Genomic DNA, 3,911 nt, shown 5'->3' on the forward strand with positions numbered 1-3,911 from the left:
AATTTGGCCTTTGTCCATGACAATAATTTTACTAGCATTAACAATGGTTGCTAAACGGTGTGCAATCACAATCGAAGTTCTATCTTTGGTAATGGTTTCGGTTGCTTTTTGTATTAATTCTTCCGAATGCGTGTCAATAGAAGAGGTAGCTTCATCTAAAATTAAGATACTTGGATTACTTACATAAGCTCTCAAAAAGGCAATCAATTGGCGTTGGCCAGAAGAAAGCATGACCCCACGTTCTTTTACATTATAATCATAACCTTCGGGTAACGACATAATAAAATCGTGAACGCCTATTTTCTTAGCGGCAACAATAACTTCTTCTCGACTGATACTTTCATTGTGCAGTGTAATATTGTTATAAATACTATCGGAAAATAAAAACACATCTTGCAACACAATAGCAATTTGCTTGCGTAGACTTTCTAACGTATAGTCGTTAATGTTTCGGTTATCAATTGTAATTGTACCCGAATTAATTTCGTAAAAACGATTCAATAAATTAATAATGGTCGATTTTCCAGCGCCAGTACTTCCAACAATAGCAATGGTTTCGCCAGGGTTCACTTTAAGATTAATTCCTTTTAAAACTTCTTCATTTTTGATATAACTAAAACGCACGTCTTTTAATTCGATAGTTCCTTTAAAATGAGAGGCTACAACGGTACCCTTATCTTGCACATTTTCTTCGGTATCTAAAATTTCAAAAACCCTATCGGCTGCTACAATCCCCATTTGCATCACGTTAAATTTATCGGCAATTTGACGTAATGGATTGAACAGCATGTTAATTAACATCGTGTAAGCAAATAAATCTCCAATGCTGCTATGATTTGCACCACTAATTATTGAGATTCCTGCTGAATACACAATAGCACCAAGGGTTAAAGACGAAACAATATCGGCAATAGGGAAGAAGATGGAGTTGTACAAAATGTTTTTCAACCAAGCGACATTGTGTTTTTGATTGATTACTTTAAACTTTTCCAATTCAATGTTTTCACGATTGAATAATTGTACGATTTTCATTCCGGTTAAGCGTTCCTGAACAAAGGTATTAAGATTAGCTACTTCATTCCGAACGTCATTAAACGCTACTTTCATTTTCTTTTGAAAAATATCGGTAGCAATTATTAAAACAGGCATCGCAGCTAATACAATGAGCGATAATTTCCAGTTCATGAAGAACATAATGCCTAAAATCACAATCATTTTCAAAACATCACTCACAATCATGAACAACCCTTGACTGAAAATACTGGCAATAGATTCAATATCGGATACCGAACGGGTTACTAATTTCCCTACCGGTTCCATATCAAAATACTTCATTTTAAACGAAGTAATGTGTTTAAAAAGTTTGTCGCGTAAATCTCTAATAATGTCTTGCCCTAACCAGTTTGCCCAATAGGTAAAATAAAATTGAGCCAAAACTTCAAGTAATAAAACTACAGCCATGATGACAACATAAACCAATAATCCGTGTTTGTCTTCGGGTTTAATGTATTCGTCAACGGTTTGTTTTAATAAATAAGGTCGGGCAGCAGCGAAAATTGAAAGTAATATAGCCCATACAATTACCCAATTAAACCTTCTTTGATAAGGTTTTGCGTAGTGTAATACTTTTTTAAGTGAATTGGATTTGATGAGCTTCATTTTTCTATTTTCTACGATCTATTTTCTCTCCTCTATATAAGGATAAGCTACATTAACTAAATATAATCCGTGAGCCGGAACTGAAAATCCTGCTTTACTTCGGTCTTTACTTTCAATAATGGTTCTCAAATCGGCCACTTCAATTTTTCCTAAACCAATATTCACCATGGTTCCTACAATGGCTCGCACCATATTCCGCAAAAAGCGATCGGCTCTGATGGTGAAGATAAGTTGATTTCCCGATTGTTTCCAATGTGCTTCTGATATTTTACAATTAAATGTATTTACATCGGTATGCACTTTGGAAAAGCATTCAAAATCGATGTATTCGAACAAAATTTTACAAGATTCATTCATTTTTTCCAAATCTAATGGATTGGAATGGTACCAACTACCTTCAGCAATAAAAGCATCTTTAAACGTGTGAATGTAATATTCGTAAGTTCTAGAAGTAGCATCAAAACGCGCATGAGAATCTGGATGAACTGAAAAAATACGGTAAATTACAATCGAAGGCGGTAAAAACGAATTCAATTTGTGTGACCAATAATCGGATTCTAATTCTAATTCGGTATCAAAATGAGCATACATTTGTTTAGCATGCACACCCGTGTCGGTTCTTCCGGCGCCTACTATAGTAATTTTCTCCCGAAATAGGGTAGAAAGCGCCTCTTCCAAAGTTTCTTGTACAGATGCTGCATCAGGCTGACTCTGAAATCCGTGGAAGTTTTTTCCGTTGTATGCAAAAGAAATGAAATATCTCAAAATGTGGTCTAAAGTTTTAAAGTCGCAAAGTTACAAAGAAAAGGACGTATTGTAATTCAAAGTTTTCTTAATTAAAAAGAAAAAGCTACATAGCCTATTATATTTTTTATCAACTTTGCATCTTAGGCACTTATTACTTTGCAACTTTTTATAATGAAGAAAATCCTACTGCTATCTGACACACACAGTCACATTGATGATGTTATTTTAAAATATGCCAATCAAGCCGATGAAGTTTGGCATGCGGGCGATATTGGTGATTTAGCGGTTACGGATGCGATTAAAAACATAAAACCCCTGCGCGCTGTTTATGGTAATATTGATGATGACAAAGCCCGAATGGAATTTTCGTTGAACAATCGTTTTTGGTGTGAAGGAGTAGAGGTTTGGATTACCCACATTGGCGGTTATCCCGATAAATATAGTTCGGCAATTCGTGAAGAAATCACTAAAAACCCACCTAAGCTGTTCATTTGCGGACATTCGCATATTTTAAAAGTACAGTTTGATAAGAAATTGGATTTACTCCACATGAATCCTGGTGCTTGTGGAAAATATGGGTTTCATCAAGTGCGTACCATGTTGCGTTTTGAAATTGATGGTGATAAAATTCAGAGTTTAGAGGTGATTGAACTGGGTAAAAAGTAGTGATCAGTATTCAGTCGCAGTGTTCAGCATAAATAAACAAAAAAATCCGAAACTTTCGCTTCGGATTTTTTCTTCGCACTAATAAACTAAGATGATAGGTTTATCGTAATCGATCCACAGATTTTACGAGATCTTCGTCCTTTTTTATTGCCTTGTTTGCCAAGACTAATAAAACGATAGAAATTGCAGGAAGAAACATCCCAATACCCTTCTCTGAAACCATGGTTTCTCCGGATAAGTTTAGCGAGCGATACACAAAAAATCCTAGTAAAATAAAGTTAAATATCATGGTCAATCTGTTTAAAACAAATTGATTTTGTCTCTTTTTAAAACTAAAAATACTAATAATAGTAAGTAAAGTAACCAAACCAAATAACGATAAATACAACGCTGAAGTAGTAATAAAAACTGCAGTTGCCTGATTATCAGTTTTTAACGTCCACAATTCAAAAACAAAAGGCAAGGCACTAGTGACTAATACACTAAGCGTCATATAAAGTGTTTGAATACGTTGTAACATGTTATTATTTTTTTATTGAAACAAAAATAGTATTTCTTTTTTATTTAAACTATTGTTATTTCCAAATTTATTCGTACTATTGCAGCGTATTATTCGTAAGTACTTCATTCTACGACATCTTACACTACAAAAAAAATCTTATCATTTTTTGTTTTTAAACAACCAAACATTTTATTCAAAATATATCCATGTTCGATATTGAAGTATTAAAAGAGATGAAACTCTCTGATTTGCAAGAAATTGCAAAAGTAGCAAAGATCAATAAATACCGATCTTTAAAAAAAGACGATTTAGTTTATCAAATTTTAGATTTACAAGC

5 protein-coding genes are annotated in these 3,911 nt (G+C 33.8%); 2 read left to right on the plus strand and 3 right to left on the minus strand.

Annotation, left to right across the window (positions count from 1 at the left end):
* Window positions 1–1,659, minus strand: a 1,659-nt coding sequence (locus ACIQZC_RS09720; protein WP_396139031.1) for an ABC transporter ATP-binding protein, incomplete at its 3' end; no start/stop codon positions are given.
* Between the two features lie 18 nt (window positions 1,660–1,677).
* Window positions 1,678–2,424 carry a tRNA pseudouridine(38-40) synthase TruA gene (truA, locus tag ACIQZC_RS09725; RefSeq protein ID WP_396139032.1) on the minus strand — a complete coding sequence of 249 codons (747 nt, stop codon included), beginning with the start codon at window positions 2,422–2,424 and terminating at the stop codon, window positions 1,678–1,680.
* Window positions 2,425–2,577: 153 nt separating this feature from the next.
* On the opposite strand from truA, the gene ACIQZC_RS09730 reads away from it, so the two are divergent.
* Entirely contained in the window at window positions 2,578–3,072 is a 495-nt protein-coding gene (locus tag ACIQZC_RS09730) for a metallophosphoesterase family protein (RefSeq protein WP_396139033.1), read from the plus strand.
* Window positions 3,073–3,172: 100 nt separating this feature from the next.
* Here the strand turns inward: ACIQZC_RS09730 and ACIQZC_RS09735 are convergent, their stop codons facing one another.
* Window positions 3,173–3,592, minus strand: a complete 420-nt coding sequence (locus ACIQZC_RS09735) for a DUF4293 domain-containing protein (protein WP_396139034.1) — start codon at window positions 3,590–3,592, stop codon at window positions 3,173–3,175.
* Between the two features lie 188 nt (window positions 3,593–3,780).
* On the opposite strand from ACIQZC_RS09735, the gene ACIQZC_RS09740 reads away from it, so the two are divergent.
* Window positions 3,781–3,911: Rho termination factor N-terminal domain-containing protein (locus ACIQZC_RS09740; protein WP_396139035.1), on the plus strand; the 131-nt coding region annotated here is incomplete at its 3' end.

This window comes from Flavobacterium sp., assembly GCF_044338735.1.
In the GTDB taxonomy this organism is placed as follows: domain Bacteria; phylum Bacteroidota; class Bacteroidia; order Flavobacteriales; family Flavobacteriaceae; genus Flavobacterium.